18 protein-coding genes are annotated in these 17,604 nt (G+C 43.0%); 16 read left to right on the top strand and 2 right to left on the bottom strand.

What is annotated here, in order from left to right:
* The first annotated feature begins 584 nt into the window (after positions 1-584).
* The 12 genes from ACE3T3_RS15280 to ACE3T3_RS15225 all read left to right on the top strand — a co-directional run bounded on the left by ACE3T3_RS15280 (position 585) and on the right by ACE3T3_RS15225 (position 9,035).
* Positions 585-1,250, top strand: a complete 666-nt coding sequence (locus ACE3T3_RS15280) for a pseudouridine synthase (RefSeq protein WP_374668442.1) — start codon at positions 585-587, stop codon at positions 1,248-1,250.
* Positions 1,251-1,703: 453 nt separating this feature from the next.
* Positions 1,704-2,612, top strand: a complete 909-nt coding sequence (locus tag ACE3T3_RS15275) for a hypothetical protein (protein ID WP_374668440.1) — start codon at positions 1,704-1,706, stop codon at positions 2,610-2,612.
* 112 nt (positions 2,613-2,724) lie between these two features.
* Complete coding sequence (locus ACE3T3_RS15270) at positions 2,725-3,129, top strand: ribonuclease E inhibitor RraB (protein ID WP_374668437.1); 405 nt, start codon at positions 2,725-2,727, stop codon at positions 3,127-3,129.
* A 430-nt stretch (positions 3,130-3,559) separates the two neighbouring features.
* The gene (locus tag ACE3T3_RS15265) at positions 3,560-4,006 is read left to right on the top strand and encodes an SRPBCC family protein (RefSeq protein WP_374668434.1); all 447 of its coding nucleotides are present in this window, start codon (positions 3,560-3,562) and stop codon (positions 4,004-4,006) included.
* Positions 4,007-4,015: 9 nt separating this feature from the next.
* The gene (locus ACE3T3_RS15260) at positions 4,016-4,366 is read left to right on the top strand and encodes a DUF488 domain-containing protein (RefSeq protein ID WP_374668432.1); all 351 of its coding nucleotides are present in this window, start codon (positions 4,016-4,018) and stop codon (positions 4,364-4,366) included.
* Positions 4,367-4,547: 181 nt separating this feature from the next.
* Positions 4,548-4,892 (top strand): zinc ribbon domain-containing protein YjdM, encoded by a 345-nt coding sequence (locus tag ACE3T3_RS15255; RefSeq protein ID WP_374668430.1) that lies wholly within the window; start codon positions 4,548-4,550, stop codon positions 4,890-4,892.
* Positions 4,893-5,003: 111 nt separating this feature from the next.
* Complete coding sequence (locus ACE3T3_RS15250; protein WP_374668428.1) at positions 5,004-5,369, top strand: 5-carboxymethyl-2-hydroxymuconate Delta-isomerase; 366 nt, start codon at positions 5,004-5,006, stop codon at positions 5,367-5,369.
* A 234-nt stretch (positions 5,370-5,603) separates the two neighbouring features.
* The gene (locus ACE3T3_RS15245) at positions 5,604-5,939 is read left to right on the top strand and encodes a YegP family protein (RefSeq protein ID WP_374668427.1); all 336 of its coding nucleotides are present in this window, start codon (positions 5,604-5,606) and stop codon (positions 5,937-5,939) included.
* Between the two features lie 200 nt (positions 5,940-6,139).
* Positions 6,140-6,775, top strand: coding sequence for a DUF2939 domain-containing protein (locus tag ACE3T3_RS15240; RefSeq protein ID WP_374668425.1), 636 nt, complete (start codon positions 6,140-6,142; stop codon positions 6,773-6,775).
* A gap of 121 nt (positions 6,776-6,896) precedes the next feature.
* Positions 6,897-7,331, top strand: a complete 435-nt coding sequence (locus ACE3T3_RS15235) for a nuclear transport factor 2 family protein (RefSeq protein WP_374668423.1) — start codon at positions 6,897-6,899, stop codon at positions 7,329-7,331.
* Between the two features lie 175 nt (positions 7,332-7,506).
* Entirely contained in the window at positions 7,507-7,911 is a 405-nt protein-coding gene (locus ACE3T3_RS15230; RefSeq protein ID WP_374668421.1) for an NUDIX hydrolase, read from the top strand.
* A gap of 164 nt (positions 7,912-8,075) precedes the next feature.
* Positions 8,076-9,035: a DUF1176 domain-containing protein gene (locus tag ACE3T3_RS15225; RefSeq protein WP_374668419.1), complete on the top strand. Its 960-nt coding sequence runs from the start codon at positions 8,076-8,078 to the stop codon at positions 9,033-9,035.
* Between the two features lie 398 nt (positions 9,036-9,433).
* On the opposite strand, the gene ACE3T3_RS15220 is transcribed toward ACE3T3_RS15225, so the two are convergent.
* The gene (locus ACE3T3_RS15220) at positions 9,434-10,201 is read right to left on the bottom strand and encodes a hydroxymethylpyrimidine/phosphomethylpyrimidine kinase (protein WP_374668417.1); all 768 of its coding nucleotides are present in this window, start codon (positions 10,199-10,201) and stop codon (positions 9,434-9,436) included.
* A gap of 96 nt (positions 10,202-10,297) precedes the next feature.
* Between ACE3T3_RS15220 and ACE3T3_RS15215 the strand changes: the two genes are divergently transcribed.
* Both ACE3T3_RS15215 and ACE3T3_RS15210 read left to right on the top strand, forming a co-directional pair.
* The gene (locus ACE3T3_RS15215; protein ID WP_374668415.1) at positions 10,298-10,966 is read left to right on the top strand and encodes an HAD-IA family hydrolase; all 669 of its coding nucleotides are present in this window, start codon (positions 10,298-10,300) and stop codon (positions 10,964-10,966) included.
* Between the two features lie 145 nt (positions 10,967-11,111).
* On the top strand, positions 11,112-12,296 hold the full coding sequence (locus ACE3T3_RS15210; protein WP_374668413.1) for a low temperature requirement protein A: 1,185 nt from the start codon (positions 11,112-11,114) through the stop codon (positions 12,294-12,296).
* A gap of 93 nt (positions 12,297-12,389) precedes the next feature.
* Here ACE3T3_RS15210 and ACE3T3_RS15205 read toward each other — a convergent pair whose 3' ends face one another.
* Positions 12,390-12,866 (bottom strand): hypothetical protein, encoded by a 477-nt coding sequence (locus ACE3T3_RS15205; protein WP_374668411.1) that lies wholly within the window; start codon positions 12,864-12,866, stop codon positions 12,390-12,392.
* A 1,602-nt stretch (positions 12,867-14,468) separates the two neighbouring features.
* Between ACE3T3_RS15205 and ACE3T3_RS15200 the strand changes: the two genes are divergently transcribed.
* Both ACE3T3_RS15200 and ACE3T3_RS15195 read left to right on the top strand, forming a co-directional pair.
* Positions 14,469-15,728: a hypothetical protein gene (locus tag ACE3T3_RS15200; RefSeq protein WP_374668409.1), complete on the top strand. Its 1,260-nt coding sequence runs from the start codon at positions 14,469-14,471 to the stop codon at positions 15,726-15,728.
* 440 nt (positions 15,729-16,168) lie between these two features.
* A complete protein-coding gene (locus tag ACE3T3_RS15195; RefSeq protein WP_374668407.1) occupies positions 16,169-17,314 on the top strand; it encodes a hypothetical protein in 1,146 nt (381 codons plus the stop codon).
* Positions 17,315-17,604: the final 290 nt, after the last annotated feature.

The raw sequence follows: 17,604 nt of genomic DNA, 5'->3' as shown, positions 1-17,604 counted from the left end.
CTGTGCGGGCGCAAAACGCGTGAGCAGTACTTACCCAAAAGGTCTCGATTCGGCTTAGGACGCTATAGATCACAAGTTTATAGGCTATAAGATCAGGACTTACAAAGTCAGGATAGTTGAAGTAAACCAACCGTTTTCTCTACATCGCCCTCAAAATTCTGCATCAGGCGCATCACATATAAAAGCGCTGAATTAAAAAAATAAGCATAAAAAAACGAAGAATAAAAAGCATAAGCCTAAAAGGAAGCATTAAAAAAGAACAGCCGATTAAAAATTCCAAAATCACAGCCGCGTTTTCAGCACACTGCTTCCCGTATCATCAACAGCATCGGCGTCAGCAAAATGACATGATCATTCAGCTGTATGCCTGATTGGGCCTTGGGCAATGCTGGAGTAGATTCCGCCGCTGTAAATGTGAGCTTTATCTCCTGTGGATGTGCAGATGATTGGGGCTCGCGTTCAGACGGATTGGACTGAATGACGGTCATTCAGCCTTGATCAAGCCTGATCGATGCCGGTGATTGACACCGCACAGGCCAGTTGGTAAGGTGCGGAAAAATTTCCGCCCGCAACGCTGACGCCCCATGCCTTTAGACGACAATTTTATTTATATGCCTCCGCAAGAACCGCTGGTGATTGTGTATGAAGATGAGGATTTGGTGGTGATTGATAAGCCTGCGGGGCTGCTGTCTGTGCCGGGCCGCTTGCCGGAGCACCACGACAGCGCGTATCTGCGGGTTGTTGCGCAATTTCCGAATGCCAAAATAACGCATCGTTTAGATATGGCGACTTCCGGCATTTTGATGTTCGCCAAGCACCGCGAGGCTGAAGTCGCGGTCAGCAAAATGTTTCAGGCGCGAACGGTAAGAAAGAACTATATCGCTTTGGTGCAAGGGCAATTGCAAGATGAGGGCAGTGTCAATGAGCCGCTGATTACCGACTGGGAAAACCGGCCGCGGCAGATGGTGCATTATGAACTGGGCAAGCCTGCGCAAACGCTTTATCAGGCGCTGAGCTATGATGCTGAACAAGATATCAGCCGGGTGCTGCTGACACCGATAACCGGGCGTTCGCATCAGCTGCGGGTGCATATGATGCACATTGGCCATCCGATTACTGGCGATAAAATCTATCATCCTAATGCTGCGCAGAGCCCGCTTAAACGCATGGCGCTGCATGCCAGCTATTTGGCCTTTACTCAGCCGCTGAGCAAAAAATCTGTGGAAATTAATGGCATAATGCCGTTTTAAATGCCGTTTTAAATGCTGTTTTAAAGGGTTTTGTGCTGTCCTGCATTCATTGGGCTTTCATCTATAGCGAAAAGGCCTCAAATCCATTCCATTGGATGAGCGCTGGATTGAATCAAAAGCTCAGGGGCTAAAAGCGCCTTAATTGCAAATAGAAAGCACTGCTATGCAAGCCCAATATTGCAAGATCATTAAAGTGATTTTTAATAAATATCAATTATTTGCAGACTGACTATTATTTTTCAAAATGTTTCAAATATTGCCTGAATCAGACAGTGATTAAAAAAATAATGATTTTAAATAAATACTTAGCTTTCAATATGTGCAAATGTCCATTGATCTAATTTATGGACGCCGTTATTGCTGCATTTGAATGGATCGTCTATTTCTTATAGCTAATGACTTGAAATTGAATCATTGCTGAAGAGGAAAGCGTATTCACAGCGGAGAATCTGTATGACTCATTTTATTTTAATCGGCGCATTGATTGTATTGGCTGTACTGGTGGTTCTTGCGGGCCTGCTCCTGCAGCGCAACCGGCGTTTGCAGCATGCGCTGCAGAACAATTTACAGCATGCCCGCAATGAATTGGGTCAGCAGGAAACGCAGAGCCATGACATGAAGTATGAAATGACCCAAATGCGGATTCAGCTCAGCAGTTTAAAAGTCAGGGTGAATCAGCTGGAACAGTATCAGCATATTTTAGATGTAGAGCAATATGTCACAGCCCGCAGGCTGCAAGCCGACAGCTTTATTGAAATGACTAAAATCAATGCTGAAATCATGCTGAGTGAACTGAAAGACCGGATTATGCAGGTGCAGGCGTTTTTGACGGCGCATCAGCTGAGTGTCGAAAATCATATTGAGCAGACCGCGCAGGAAAAATTAAAATCTTACTGGAAGCAAGCGCAGGCGCTGCAGGAGCGGGATGACATCATGCAGGCGCTGGAGCGCAAAATTAACGGCTATCAGCCGCATTATTTTGTATCGGTCAATCAGCTGCAGAAGCAGTTGATTGACCGATACAGCGCCTCCGATGCCGCGCAGCATATGCTGGCGCTCAGGGAAAAAATTCAAGCGGTGAATGATGCCGGGCAAGTCGCCGAATGCCATTATTTAGATGACAGCCGCCGCCAGGCCGCGGTTGCATTGGTCAGCTTGGTCTTTAACGCCAAAGCGGAACTGTATTTATCATTGCTGAATGCCGAAAACCTAGGCCAGCTGCTGCAGGAGCTTCGGGATGATTTTCTATTGATCAATTTTCACGGCAATCATTTCAGCAATGCGCATCTGCATGAATCTTATTTGAACTTAAGATTGGAAGAGCTGAAATTCATGGCCTTGATGCAGGCTGAGTCTGCCTGATCAGAACGAGCGGTTCTGATTTTTAACGAAAAGCTGTGCAATAAATCTCCAAACCGCAGCAAATTTCGGCTAATCTAAAAGCGGCATAACAAAAGCACAATAAGGACAATGTATGACACGTGATTATCAGCAATTCCCAGATGACGATAATGGCAATGTTTTATGGCAAATGCAGGAAGACGGCGATGATCTGACCGAAGCGCATGAGATTGAATATTCAATTGCCTTCCAGCACGAAGAAAAAGCCGATCAATGCGCGCTTTACCTGCTGAAAGAAGAACAGAAAATCAGCCTGTTTGAAGATGAAGAATCTGGCGAATGGGTGATTACCATTTATGTCTATATGGAACCTGAATACGCCGATATTGTCGATTTGGAAGAATGGTTCAGCAAAATAGCCGGGCAATTCGCAGGCGAATATGACGGCTGGGGCTGCATGGCCTATGTCTATGATGATGAGCCGGACGAAGATGACGAAAATGAAATCGACGCGGAAGCTGACGGCAGATTGAATTGATCCCGCTGAGCGGATTGCACCTGCAAAAGCCCTGTGTTCATGACGCAGGGCTTTGCTGTTTTGATGGAGCATGCTTTGCCTTGATTTTCTTCTTTTTTAATTGATTTTTCAGCTTTCCGGGATTGAAGGCTTTATTCAATCTGCAGGGCATGCGCCTTGTAAGCCTATAACAAGAGGGATGATTGAAACCGTTTTACTGCTGCTGTTTGAATACTGTCTTTAAATGAGCATCTGAACATCAATAACGCTGTTAGCTAACCCAGCAGTCAGCTGAAGCGCGGGGGAATGAACCGGCCATACGGATAGTTTAAAAAGATGCCTATTTTTTATACACAAAGTGGCTAGACGCCAGTCAGGTAGCCGGAATAGAGTAGTTAAACACAGCTGGATTTAGTCCTTCTGCATAAAAAGATCGCCATGGAGCAGAATAATGAAAAATTCCATACAGCTGCATCGTGTTTTCAGCGCCCCGCCAGAGCGGGTCTTCCGTGCATTTACTGATCCTGACGCCTTGGTGAAATGGATGCCGCCGCATGGTTTCAGTGCCCATGTCGAGTATGCTGAAGTCTGCACTGGCGGCAGCTACCGCATGCATTTCACCAATTTTTCGACAGGCACCAAGCATTCCTTTCATGGCAAATACCATCAAGTGATTGCCAATCAGTTATTGCGCTATACCGATCATTTTGATGCGCCGGAGCTGGCTGGTGAAATTGAGGTTAGCGTAGAGTTTAAAGAAGTCAGCGTCGGTACAGACGTGCGCATTACCCAGTCTGGACTGCCTGATATCATTCCAGCAGATGCCTGTTATCTTGGCTGGCAGGAATCGCTGCAGCTTTTGGCGCTGCTGGTCAATCCTGATATTCCAGATGAGTAAATAGATGACATGAATATTCAAATTAAGCGCATTTATGATGCAGTTGAACCGGCGGATGGCAAGCGGATCCTCATTGACCGGCTGTGGCCTAGAGGCATCAGCAAAGAACATGCTCAGCTGGATGACTGGGCCAAGACCTTGACGCCGTCGAACGCGCTGCGCAAATGGTATCACGTGGATACTGAACAGCGCTGGGATGAATTTCAGCAGCGCTACACCGCAGAGCTTGAGGAGCAGGAGGAAGACGTGCAGGCGCTGAAAAGCTTAGCCCAAAAGGAAAAAGTGACGTTGCTGACGGCTGCGAAAAATGCGGGTAAAAGCCATGCGGATGTGCTGAAGCGCATTTTAGAACGGGGCTGATCCCGCAGGCTGCTGAATGAGTGCGAAGAGAAGCCGTTGCGGTGCAAATCATTCAAAAAATGCGATAAAATCGTAGAAAACCTATGTGATTTAAGCTGCTGAAAAATAAAAATGCTATAGTGCAGTCTTTGAGCTGAATACCGGCTCGTTTTTTCTATTTTTTTCTTTTTTTGAGGTTGTTATGTCTTTACCGCAATGTCCAAAATGCCAGTCAGAATATACTTATGAAGATGGCGACTTGCTGATCTGCCCAGAATGCGCTTATGAGTGGAAAGAAGGCGAAGCTGCCGAAGGCGATGCGCAAAGCATTATCAAGGATGCGCATGGCAATCTGCTTGCAGATGGCGACACAGTCACCGTGATTAAAGATTTGAAAATTAAAGGTTCATCGTCAGTGGTGAAAGTCGGCACTAAAGTAAAAAATATCCGTCTGCTGACTGATGCATCAGATGGCCATGATATTGACTGCAAAATTGACGGCATTGGCGCAATGAAGCTGAAATCTGAATATGTGAAAAAAGCTTAATCTTACTGATTGGGCTTGATTGATTTAGAACTGCGCTGAATGATGCAAATCATTCAGCGTTTTTTGATGCGGCAAGGCATAATAGCGCTATATTTTTGCAAGAAGATCGCGATGCCGCACATTCATTTGGAATATTCTGAGAACTTGCATCCTTTTGATGCCAAGCCTGTACTGACGGCCTTAAACCGCGCCTTTTTTGAATCCGGCTATGTCAGCAATGTGTCGGACATCAAAAGCCGCGCTGTCTGTCAGGAGCATTTTGTGATTGGTTTGGGGGATGACCGCAGTGATGCCTATTTGCATGCCAAGGTTTCTTTGCTGGCCGGCAGAAGCATGGCGGTGCAGCAGGAAATTTCAGCCTTGCTTCTCTCGGTGCTGCAGCAGCAGGTGTTGGCTAGAAATGGCCTGCGCATTCAGATGTGCGTAGAAATGCTGGAAATGAATAAAGAAACCTACAGCAAGCAGATCGTAAAATAAAAACAACAGAAGAAATACGGCAAATGCCGTATTTTTTTTGAACGGTTTTTTAATTTAAAATAATGAAAAACAACAATATTTTCATAGTTAAATAAAGTGCTTGGCAGAGCTGTTCCGCTAAAGAAAAAAAGATTGTTTTCTGCAATAAACTTCTATTATATTCATATAAATAGAATAATTTTTAGACAGTACAATTCTATCAAATACAAACTTTATAATGAAAAGAGGTGTGAGATGGCGGGATGGTATGAACTTAGTCAGGCGAGCGATGGGCAATTCCGCTTTGTGCTGAAAGCAGGCAATGGCGAAATCATTTTGACCAGCGAATTATATAAGGCCAAAGCTTCAGCGCACAATGGGATAGAGTCTGTACAGAAAAACAGCCCAGATGACAGCCGTTATGATCGTCTGGAAGCCAAGAATGGCAAGCCGTATTTCAACTTAAAGGCGGTCAATCACCAAATTATTGGCACCAGCCAATTTTATGGCAGCGAGCAGTCCCGGGACAAAGGCATTGAGTCTGTGAAAAACAATGGCGGCAGTACAACCATTAAAGACTTGACGGGCTAATGGCTTAAATGATGTAAAGTGCAGCCACAATAGACTCCAAAAGCATGTCAGGGCATGCTTTTTTTATTTTCGATATTATGATTCAAAAGATTTGAAGATTTGAAGATTTGAAGATTTGAAGATTTGAAGATTTGAAGATTTGAAGATTTGAAGATTTGAAGATTTGAAGATTTGAAGATTTGAATAGAGGTAAAAGCAGCGTGAAAGCATTCAAAGTTTTGTTGGCCAGTGCGGTCTTGCTGGCAGTGATGGTGTTTTTTGCCTCGCCTTATTGGGTGCTGTATCAAATCAATCAGGCCTATCAGCGCAATGATGCTGCGGGCATAGCCAAATACATTGACTTTGAGCGGGTCAAGCAAAGCCTGCAGCCGCAGATCCAGCAAAAAATAGGCCAAGCGGCAGGACTGGATCATCTTCCGGGCGCTTTGCAGAAATGGGGCGGCCAGTTAAGCGCGGCTGTAAGCGCGCAAGTGGTCGATGCCGCCGTGAATGAGCGCAGCATTATTTTATTGATGCAGGGGAAAAGCCTGAAAGAATCACTGCAGCAAAGTTTGGCGGAATATTCAGCGCAAGGCGATGCATCGCAAAGCAGCATAGCCGCTCAGCAGATCGTGCCGGAGCATCTGCCTGCGGATCATGCCGCAATGCCTGCAAAGGAGATGGAGATGCACAATGCACCAGCTGCTGAAATGCTTAAGCCAAAACTGCAGGCGCATTATACGGGCTGGAACCGTTTCGAAATTGCGGCGCCCAATGATTCAGGCAAAGTGGCGCGCTTTGAATTAGAACGCTCAGCGTTCAGCTGGAAAATGGTGGCGATTATATTGCCCAACTGATTTAAACTTTCGATTTTTAATATAGTGTTAAGTTCGGGGCTGTATTTTGGGGCTGCAGAAAATGAGGAAAGCATTGATATCGGGATGTTAAAAACTCTTTAATGGGGGTTAGAGGGATCAGATGAAAATTACTGGAGATCAAGCGGCTGGGCAGGAAATTGTAGAATTTCTCAACAGCTGGGATAAAGCCATTTGCAGTTTGGATATGCATGAAATTGTGAAGCACTGCGCTGCTGATGTCAGTTTTTATGATGTCACGATAAACTTCAATGGAATCAGTGCTTATCAGCAGCTTTGGCATGCGTATAAGGATTATTTCCGCAAGGGCCTCAAGGTGTTTAGAGACAATGTGAACATCAATGCAGAGCCGAATATCGCATTTGCTTATTGCCTGTCAAAAATTGATGTAGAAAGCGGGATCCCGACACCTGGAATTTTATGGTGCAGGACGAGCATTTGCTTTCGGAAAAAAAATAATCAATGGAAGGTTATTCACCAGCATATTTCATCGCCCAAAGAAGAAAAATCAATCCCGCCAGTCGAGTGGCGTCTCTGATGCATACCCGTACAGCTGTATTTCTGTTCAGCCCAGTGTGCGTTTAGGCAGATGGCGCCATTCAGTCTGTTTGAATCTACGGGTAAAAAGCCATTGCAGCGATTTGCTTGCTATTCTATAAAAAATCTATAAAAAGCGTTTTGACGGATAAGAGAATTCTGAGCTGGAGGGCGGTATGGGATTTCATGATTTTTACCGGATGAGTTCACACGCCGTGATTGTGAATGAACAGCATCAAGTCCTGCTGCTGAAAGCGGCGTATGCCGATCTGGCGTGGGGATTGCCTGGCGGCGGTTTGGATATGGGGGAAACGATCCATCAGGCGCTGCTGCGCGAGTGCATGGAAGAAATTGGCTGTTCCGTGCAGATTGATTATTTATCCGGCGTTTATTTTCATGCGGCCGTCTGTTCGCATGCCTTTATTTTCCGCTGTTCTTTAGCTGAAACAGCGCAGATCCAGCTCAGCAGTGAGCATTCCGCTTACCGCTGGTTTGCGCTCGATGAGCTGAGCGCGGTGCAGCGCATCCGGGTGGAAGATTGCCTGCAATTTAATGGCGCTGTGCACAGTCGAAGCTTTTAGTTGGCGCTGTTTCAAAAGACGAAAATAGGGGGGTGCGTCTAAGGCTATGATTATGCGCCGCGGTTCAGTATTCTAAAGAAAAACTCAACAGAACTCGCGAGGTGCAGCCATGACCCTGTGTAACCGGCATTTACAGCGGCGCTGCGGTTTCAGGGCTGCATTTTTTGCATAAAGACTGGGAGCTGAGCTGCGATAATTCCGGCACCTGCCGCGCTGCAGGCTATCAGTCTGATGAGCATGCGGAACGTCCTATTTCAATCCTGCTGCAGCGGGCTGCCGGGGCGGAATCTTCGGTTGCGGCGAGGGTGAAAATTAATGTGCAGGATCTTCCGCCGCAGCATCAATCATTAAAGCTGCATGTGCTTGGCCGCAATTATGGCGCAGTGATGCTGAATGCGCAGACTGGTGAGGGCCAGCTGACGGCGGATCAAGCGCGGGCGCTGCTCAGTGCGGTACAGGGTGCAGATCCAATTATTTGGCACTCTGAACAGGTCAAGTGGATTTTATCGCCTGCAGGCGCCAGTGCGGTTTTACTGAAAATGGATGACTTTCAAAAACGGGTCGGCACACCGTCAGCGCTGATCCGCAAAGGCCGGCAGCCGGATGCATCCGTTTTAAAGATGCAGTCTTTGCCTTTGGTGCAGATTAAGCGCTATAGTCCCGGCATTGCAAAACATTGGAAGATGAATGCCGTACAAACTCAACAGTTGAGCGCGCTGCTGCAAAAAACGGCGCATAAAGACAGCTGTCCGCTTTTGCATGCTCAAAATGATCTGCCTGATGATGAAATCACCATTTATCCGCTGAACCGCCAAACGGCTGTGGTGGAAGCGCCATGCTGGCGCGGCGCATATAATGCGGGCTATGGCTATTGGGTGATGGACAGCGCGCTGCAGAAAACCCAGCAATTTGTCACTGCTTCCGGTTCCAGTTTTAGCGAAGGGCAGATATTTTCGGAACAAAAAGGCCGCGGGATTGCTGACTGCATGGCGCAGGAGGAGTGGGCATGGAATGGCCGCCGCTTTGTGCAGACCTATCGGGCGATACAGGCGCAGTGCAAAGGTTTTGCGGGAGGCGCATGGGAAATGCCGCTTTTTATTGCCCGGGTGCAAATGGCGCAATAGCTTTTGCGGATCAGTCGCAGCTTCTTCACTTAAGCAGCCATGAATCATTGGCTTTGCTGATTGTGCTGTATGGTTCAAGGATCGATGCTGCACAGGGCCGCTTGAACATAAAGGCCGTATTAACAAAGAACTGCCATCAGATGCGGGAAAGCAGCGCGCAGCCCAAGCATGGTTCCTAAGCATGGGCTGTTGATCATCATTGCAAATGAATAAACATCTCAAATAGATAGCTATTCCAAATCAAAAGTCATTTTAAATCGAAAACCATCTTCATTTGAAAGCCATGCATTGAGTTTTATGCGCTCAGCATCATCAAGATGCTTTAATTCATGCATCGAAAAAAGCGCCCGCTTGCCGGGCGCCGAATGGTATTTTTTCAGATCAGAATCGTTTCGCGCTTAAAAGCGCTTTGGAATTTTTTGCCCGCCTTCAACAGGGGAATCGGCAGCTTTTAAAACACCAAATAGCCATGCTTCAGCATGGTGTACAGCAACTTTTAAATCTTCGCCTAAGGCTAAACGGCCGGCAATAAAGCTGGCTAAAGAACAGCCGGAACCATGGTATTCACCCGCCAAGCGCGGGCAGCGGGTTTTAGAAACCTGCTCACCTTTCACATACAGCGCATTTTGAATATAGTCAGGCGTATCTTCATGGCCGCCTTTGACTAAGACCGCTTGCGCGCCCATGGCAAAGAGCTTGGCTGTGGCTTGCTGAATATCATCTTCCCCGGTTAAAGCGCGCAGCTCTACCGTGTTGGGGGTAATGAGGGTTGCCAGCGGGATCAGTTCTGCAAAGGCTTGCACCAGCGTCGCCTGATCGCCCAACGAGCCGCCGCTGTTGGCCACCAGTACAGGGTCTAATACATATAAATATTCAGGCTGTTCGCGCAAAAACTCCGCCAATGCAGCGATGTTGTCTGTGGTGCCCAGCATGCCGGATTTGACGCATTTGATGGGCAAATCATTGACCACGGCATGCGCCTGCGCAAGAAGCAGTTCTTTTGAAGTTGCGCTGAAGCCAAAGACTTGCTGCGAGTTCTGAATGGTCAGCGCTGTGCAGGCAATCGCCGCATGCGCGCCGCTTTGGCCAATAGCTTCAATATCGGCTTGAATCCCTGCACCACCTGATGGATCGAGGCCAGAAAAGCAAAGTACAGTCGGGCGCACAATGATGTCCTTATTACACAGAATTTGCGTTAGTATAGGCAACTTTCAAGCAACACTCGAGCGCATTTTGCGGGGTGCAGACGATAAGGGGCAGCCGTGATTAAAAATATATTGATTGATTTGGATGGAACCTTGACTGATCCAAAGGTTGGCATCACAGCGTCTGCGCGTTATGGCCTGGAAAAAGTCGGCCACCCTATTTCAGACAGTGTCAATATTGACTGGATTATTGGCCCGCCATTGAAAGCCTCGCTGGCTAAAATCTTGAATGTCGCTTTAGACGATGATCTGGCTGAGCAGGCGCTGCTCGGCTATCGTGAACGTTTTTCAGTAACGGGCTTATTCGAAAATCAGGTCTATCTGCATGTGCCGGAAACCTTAGCCGCATTAACGCAGGCGGGTTTTAAGCTGTTTGTGGCGACGGCAAAGCCGACGGTCTATGCCAAGCAAATTTTAGCGCATTTTCAGCTGGCGCAGTATTTCAGCAAAATTTACGGCAGCGAGCTCAGCGGCGAACGCACCAATAAAGGCGAGCTGATCGCTTATCTTCTAGAGCAGGAGCAGCTGAATGCTGCTGAGTGCCTGATGGTTGGTGACCGTGAATATGACATTTTAGGCGCGCGCCGCAATGGAATTGAAAGCATTGCGGTTGCTTATGGATATGGAACAGCAGAAGAGCTGGCGCATGCACAGCCCAAAGCGCAGGTGCAGTCTTTTGCCGATCTGGTGCAGCTGATTCCTCAATTGAGCAGCAAATCCGCTTAAGCGCATTGTCCTTTTTAGGCGGCATGCTTCAAGGGCGTGATGGCAGCATCTGAATCTTCAGCTATTTAATTTTGTAAGCCGGCTTGTCTCTGCGGGCTGAATTTGAAAAAATTCACACTATTGAATGGATCACTAGATAAATAAAATGCCCAATCCGCTTTCAGTGGCCTTTACTTGGCTTAAACCGCTGACTCCCCGCGATCCGCACGAAAAGCATCGTGTCGCAACCTCTTTAGAATTGCTGTTTGACCTGATTTTTGTGGTGGCGATTGCCACGGCAGGGCAGCAGCTGCATCATGCTGTAGTTGAAAACCACTTGGCGCATGGCTTAACCCTTTACGGCATGGTCTTTTTTGCGCTGTGGTGGGCGTGGATGAATTTTACCTGGTTCGCCTCCGCCTACGACAATGATGATGCGCTTTACCGCATCCTGACCTTTGTCCAGATCATCGGCTCGCTGGTGATTGCGGCAGGCATTCCTAACGCTTTCCAGCAGCAGGATTTTGATGTCATTATTATCGGCTATGTGATTATGCGCCTCAGCTTGGTCACCCAATGGTTCCGTGTGGCAAAGCATGATCCTGAACGGCGTCAAACCGCCATGCGCTATGCATTCGGCATTATTCTTGTGCAAATGGGCTGGCTGCTGTTTCACTTTACGCCAGTTCATTTTTCAGTATGGCTCTTTGTCCTGCTGGCGATTGCAGAACTGAGCGTGCCGATGATTGCTGAAGCGGCCAGCCGCACGCCGTGGCATGCGCATCATATCGCAGAGCGTTATTCACTGCTCACCATTATTGTGCTGGGGGAGTCCATTGTCGGCTGCTCTATCGCCATTACGGATGCCTTGAGCAATCAGCGTTTCAGCACTGAACTGATCTTTTTGATGATTGGCGGGCTGATGATGATGTTCACCATGTGGTGGGCTTATTTTGACAGTGAAATTGCTGAACGCTTAAACAGCCGGAAAATGGCCTTTGCATGGGGCTATGGGCATTTCTTTGTTTTCATCAGCATTGCGGCCATTGGCGCTGGTTTGGCGGCAGCCGTTGATGTGGTTTCAAATGAAGCTTTGATCAGCTCGGTGCATGAAAGCTATTTTGTGGCGGTCAGCTTGATTGTTTATACCGCCAGTTTATATATTTTGCATGAAGCGCATCATCAGCACGGATTGAAGAAATGGCTGTATCCGCTGACGGCTGCAATTGTGCTGTGCATTCCATTGCTGATTGAACCGGCCGGCTATGCGATTTTTGCCATGGCTGTGGTGTATGCGCTGCGCTTGATGTGGACGAAAAGCTTAACTGCACAGGCTAAAGCAGAGGGATGATTTGAGGCTGGCGCTAAGATCATTTGTGCCCATACATCCTGCTTGTGCGGCAGGATTATTCTGCTGGCTGAGGTTGGCTGGAAAATAAGCGCCTTATAGCCAATATCTGGAAGCAATGATCAGCACCAGTATGATCAATAATAAGATTTTACTGTATAGGGTGCCAATCAAAGAAAAAGCGGGCGCATTTTGATTGCGCTCTTCCAATATCAAATCGCCATGCTGATCGAAGAGCAAGGCTTGGCGCGCACCTGCGTTATAGCTCATTTCTTTTAAAGCGCGCCGTTCAATAAAAGTTAGGCCGCCTTCCCATGATTCATTAATTTGCAGGAACAGGATGGGCGCTGGATCATACCAAGGCTGCTTCTGCATTTTGAGCAAGCTGCCTAAAGTGCTTTCGGCTGCATGGAACTGATCTAAAATAGAGCGCGGATGGTCATATTTTTCTGCAGGGTAAATATGGTGCAGAACGTGCCCTTGATGATCCAGCATTTGCATGCGGTCACGGTACATTTGCACCCATAGGGCTTTGGGGATGTCATTGAGTTTCTGCTGCAGCGCTGTAAGCATATTTTTATTTTAAGTATTTGATTTATATTTATTCTATCTGGCGTTAGAAATTAATCAAGCATAAAAAATCCCGCCATCAAGACGGGATTTTTGAATCCGTCATGCGACACAAGGTTTGTCATTTCGATACTCATAAATTCAATTACTTAGAAAGTATTGCGACACATAATGACAATTTCAGCGACACAACCTATGTCATTTTTTGGATAAAACGACACAACCTGTGTCACTATGAAAAGCATATATATGCAATAAATTCTTTTAAAGATACTCATTATTTAAGCTTGGATGTTCACGATCTGGAGAATGGATCTAAAATTATTTAGATTGGAGTAGATATTTATCTGCTTTAGAATTTAGAAGAGCTACATAAAATTGGGAGAAATAGCTCAAAAAGTAAGCATGAAACTTGAGTAATCATTAAAAAAGCCCAATCGGTGATGATTGGTTTTTTTATATTCTTTAAAATTATGATTTATATGGAATAAAAATATCATTTTTGTATAAGGTAGATTAGGTTGATTTTAGGAAATCTGAAATTTCAATAAAAATATAGATTTATCAAATAAATATTATTTAGCACAGCAATTTCTATAAAAAATACATAACACCATAAAATATATTGGTTTTTATATACTAATATGGCATAAATTCTCTTTATTGCTGTATAGCAGTAAATCCGCTACATAAGATTTAGCTGATCAAAAGGCTAATTTGTAAAAGAATTCTAAAATTAAAGCTCTATGAGCTTTTCAAAGTCCTGTTGGGGTTGCTGTCGCCTCCCTGGTATACAGGAAGAGTTCGAAGTGCATGTTTTAGAGCGAACTCGAAAAAACGGCAGTAACGACTGGGCACCACGTTTGATCAGCAGCACCAAGGGTCGTGGCTTTGTTGAAGGAGGATTTATTTGGAATCTCTCGATGAAACAAGCTCAGCGGGTTATTTGATTGGCTTTGCAGTATTGTATGGTGTACTAGTTATATCATTCGTACCTGCACTCGCTTTCGTGCTTACGATGCTTGTTATGGTTGTAGGTATGGTCTTATCAAAACAGGACTAAGATAATTGACAAAAAGTAGATTTTTTAAAGTTCATGCAAGCGTGAGCTTTTTTTTCGCCTTCAGTTTTTGAATATGATGATTATAAAAAATAGAGCAGGCGTAATCAGAAAAAGCTACCTTATAAATAAAACAGATAGCTTAATTTAAAAATACTTACCTTTCATTTCTACGGATATGACGTGCATAACTAGCACGCCGGCGTAAATACTTTCCTGAATAGGATTTAAGTGTCATCCAAAGAATGCCATTTACTCTTTCTAAGTGTGTGATCGTCCAGTAACAGCCAAAGTTGGTACAACTAAGATGAATTGGTAAGCCAACTCTCAATTCATTTTCTGGAATAACTTGACCAATATTATGTCTAAAGCGGTGATGTAATGCCATTTTATTTCCAATTAAAAAAGTTTATGGGGTTTAACGGTTTACTCAATTTAATCCACTTTTATGATATATATAGGGCCAAACTTTCCATTAGAAAAATGGACCAGAATTTCTATAGAATATTGTTATACTAAAATGTTTTATGGTAATAAAAACTGACATGCTCATCTCTCAAGAAACCCAAAAAGAACATGCTCTTTCAGAGATAACGAACTTTATAGCTCAAGAAATATATAGGATTGCTGTTATGGAACACTATCCTGATGACTATTATTCAATTCAAAATTTATCAAACAATGTGTGGGATAAATTTCAGAGTTTACGAGACCAAGGTATCGATAATTTAATTGATAATTTAACTTCAGAAATAATTAATCATATTGTTTTTCAAAGAGATGGAGATAATTTTTATATAAATATAAAAGAAATGATTGATGATGAAGGTGAGTGTTTACTCGCCTTAGTTGGAAGCCCTGATACAGAAATAGTTGCTAATTATGATTATCTAAAGCATGAGAATGAACTAAAAAAGAATGTTTTTCAAATTGCTAAAGAACTTTTTTTAGAACACCGAAATTTCAGTTGTAATATTCCACATAAATACCCACCACATATACTTAGTTGTACATTTGATTATAAGTTAGCTCTTGAACACTATCATGGATTATTTTTTCTACCTATGGAAAAAGGGAATACAATAACTTTCACATCCGCCCCTTATTTCTCTCTTAGACCATATTCAACAAAAAATATTAGTCGATTCAAAGTCATTATTGAAAAAGTTGAGATATCTAATCAAGCTCTGTCGAAAAAATTACAAACCGTTATAGAAGAGGTAGACTGTACGGAACCTGATTTATTGGAGAGTTATGTGAGTTTAGATTTTGCTAAAAGGTTAAACCCGTATAACTCAATTAATTATGCTAAAAAATTAAGATGTGAACTGGATACAAGTAATCCACTATCTGAGAAAGAAATTGATAAGTTTTTTAGCCAGTTAAGAGCTGAAATAGTATCAATACAATATAAAAATAAACAGTGTAAACTGCTGATGGCGGAAAGTAAGGAAGAACTAATCAGCGCCTATAGAATTCCAGAAATTAAAAGCAATGATTGGGTACAAATTGAAAAACTACATAAGGTTGAAATGCCTAATTTAGAAACACCTTCACATGCAAAAAACTATCTATTAGGATTAATTTTAGCTCATAGAGACTATATAAACAAAAAAAATCGTAAGTTAAATGGTAAAGGGGGCGATGGCTTAAATCTCTCTGATCGTGCAGATTTTTTATCTCAAGAATTAGCTAAAAATCATGGGGAAAAAGGATTCACCGCAAGTATGATAAATAAAGGATATAAATTAGTTCGTAAAGCTATTAATAGTCACATTAATGATTTCAAACAATTTTCTACTTAACACAATGAAGGTTATGTGAAATTGAATAGCGTAGAGTAGTGTCTCTACTTTAAATTTAAAAATGGGGGAGCCATGAGAGGACTACTAGAATCAATATTTTTTCCTTTTTTGGTAAGTCAAAAACTATGGTGGATTCTCATTATAGGCTTGGGACTATCTTTATTAATTAAGTTTGCAATGGACTACCAATTAGCAAAACTTCATGCCCAAACAGCACATACGTTTTTATCAGGACTGGAGCCTTATCGTTTAATAAAGAGATCTAACTATCTAATCATTGGTATTCTGATTTGGACTCTAATTGCATCAATTCGAGAGTATAAGAAGACTTACGATAGGTATTACTGATACGAGTGGATAGTGGCGAAGATATGGCTATATAGTCAATATTCCTTTAATTTAAGGAAAGTAAATAAGCTTAATAAGTATAGAGATGTTAGATGACGCTGACTCAACAGTTTTTAAACCAGATCTTATTTAATATAGATAAAAATCAGTTAACTATCTTAAAAAAAGAAAATAAAAAGTTAGCATCTCTAGGTGATAATAATTTTAAGGATTTGAACCAAAATCAAAAAAATATGCTATTAAAGTCATTTGATAAGTTATTGAATAATAGTTGTAAATTATTGAATAATGATTTGGATGTTATCTTTAGTAAAGATCAAAATTTCAATGATTTCTTTAGAATAACTCGTTTGCCTAAAGATGACAGTTTTTCGTTATTTTGGGATCATATCCAGTTAGTTGATGCACTTAATAATGACTTAAATAAAAAGAATTTTAAGAATCTTCAAATATTTTTGGCTAAATTCGGATCTTTAAAAATTCAAGATCAAACTTTGGATGTCTTTTGGAGCGAAGCTATTAGTCAGAAAAACTCAGATATTCTTGCCCAAAGTGTGTTTGGTTTAAGCCTTTATTCACTTCTTTCTCATTTAGATATATTAACTCACCGTTCTATTTTTAAAGAGATTGAGCCGATATGTTTAGGATGGTTTTTTCAAAAAAAATTAAACGTCAAAACTTTTGAGTGGCAAGAGGGTAAGATTACTAAGATAAGTAAGCATAAGGCTGTATGGACTAATCCTAGTCGTAGCTTATTGACTCTAATGGCCACTTTTGCTGCTTTAAATCTGGATGATGAAAAACCATCGACTTGCCATGGTTTAAATTTTTCAAACTATTTATTAAATTACACGGAAAGAAAAGAAAATTTTATAAAAAAAGCTAACGAAGGCTTTTCTATTACTTACACAGACTTTCTTTGGTTGCTTTCAGACACTGTTGAATGTGATGAAAGTGAAGTCGATAATTGCAAAAGGACTAGCCAAGAAACAATCAATATTTTGCTGAATAGAGAAACTGAGTATAAGCCCAATAATACTTTATTCTTATTGTGGATTGTCTACAGATTTTTTCAAAATGATTATGAATCTAGACCTGAAAACACGGCTTATATGCATGGGATTTACTATGAGTTTTGGGAGTTTTTTTCTAATTTTTATAAAAAGGCAGGTTCTAATATACTGACTAGTCAATGGCCAACGGATTTACAAAAGCTCGCTCAACCACCGAGTAGTTGAGCGAGCTGTCATTAAAGGTTACTTACCTTTAGGTGGATTATTGCCACGACCACTGCCAGAAGGATTACCTGTTGTGCTTGGACCATTTACTAACTTACCCATTGTTTTTTCCTTTGATTTGATTAACTTGGTGAGATAAATATAACTAGAACTTAGAGTGAGCAATGAATAGCCACCAAAATTCTAGACACACATAACCATCTTTTGATGGGCCTTTTCATAATCTAATGGAGAACGCTGACCATTGAAACCATGTCTGCGTTTTGAATTGTAGAACATCTCAATATATT

The sequence above is a fragment of the Acinetobacter sp. genome (assembly GCF_041919735.1).
In the GTDB taxonomy this organism is placed as follows: domain Bacteria; phylum Pseudomonadota; class Gammaproteobacteria; order Pseudomonadales; family Moraxellaceae; genus Acinetobacter.
This window is presented reverse-complemented; position numbering and strand designations above follow the sequence as displayed.